At 66.9% G+C, this 1,229-nt stretch carries 1 protein-coding gene; it reads left to right on the top strand.

What is annotated here, in order from left to right:
* A protein-coding gene (locus ADL12_RS22220) for an IS3 family transposase (protein WP_208614592.1) occupies positions 1 to 1,202 on the top strand; the annotation gives its coding sequence in 2 pieces (ribosomal slippage) (positions 1 to 241 and positions 241 to 1,202; 1,203 coding nt annotated over the 2 pieces). This gene is flagged as partial in the annotation.
* Between the last annotated feature and the right edge of the window lie 27 nt (positions 1,203 to 1,229).

The raw sequence follows: 1,229 nt of genomic DNA on the forward strand, positions 1-1,229 counted from the left end.
GCGGTGCGCATGGTCGCGGAGATCCGTCCGAACTATCCGACCGAGTGGGCCGCGATGAAGGCGGTCGCAGCCAAGCTGGGCATCGGTGCGGCGGAGACGGTGCGGACCTGGGTCCGTAAATCCCAGGTCGACGCCGGTCAGCGGCCCGGCGTCACCTCCGACGAGGCCGCGGAGATCAAGCGGCTCAAGGCCGAGAACGCCGAGCTGCGGCGGGCCAACGAGATCCTGAAGGCGGCGTCGGCTTTCTTCGCGGCCGAGCTCGACCGGCCGTCGAAGCGCTCGTAGCGTTCATCGACGCACACCGCCAGGTGTTCGGAGTCGAGCCGATCTGCCGGGTCCTGGCAAGCCACGGACTGAAGATCGCAACGAGCACCTACTACGCAGCCAAGAACCGCACCCCCAGCCCACGGATGGTCCGCGACGCGGAGCTGAAGACGCAGATCAGCCGTGTCCACACGGACAACTTCAGTGTCTACGGGGTCCGGAAGGTCTGGCGGCAGCTGCACCGCGAAGGCATACCGGCGGCCCGCTGCACTGTCGCCAGGCTGATGCGCGATCTTGGCCTTGAGGGCGTCCGACGGGGGAAGAAGATCCGCACCACCATCCGGGACGACGGCCAGGAGCGGGCCGCTGACCTGCTCAGACGCGACTTCACCGCGTCCGGTCCGAACGAGCGGTGGGTGGCCGGCTTCACCTACGTGTCCACCTGGTCCGGGATCATCTACGTCGCGTTCGTCGTCGACGTGTTCTCCCGGGCGATCGTGGGCTGGTCCGCCGCCACCAGCAAACGGGCCAAGCTCGTCCTCGATGCCCTCGACATGGCGTTGTGGCGTCGGGACCGTGCCGGAACTCCCGCTGCTCCAGGGCTGATTCATCATTCGGATGCGGGCAGCCAGTACACGTCCTTCGCGTTCACCGCCCACCTCCTCGAGGCCGGCATCGACGCCTCGATCGGCACCGTCGGTGACGCCCTGGACAACGCCCTCATGGAGTCCCAGATCGGCCTCTACAAAACGGAGTTGATCAAACCGCGCAGGCCCTGGCACGGCCTCGCCGACGTCGAACTCGCCACCGCGGAATGGGTGGACTGGTTCAACAATCAGCGTCTCCACACCGCGATCGGTGACCTCCCGCCCCACGAGCACGAGACCAACTACTACGCTCAACACCAGCCCCAACCGGCGGCTGGAGTCAACGCATAGAGCCTCCACCGATCCCGGAGCGGTTCA

Source organism: Streptomyces regalis (assembly GCF_001509475.1).
Taxonomy (GTDB): Bacteria; Actinomycetota; Actinomycetes; order Streptomycetales; family Streptomycetaceae; genus Streptomyces; species Streptomyces regalis.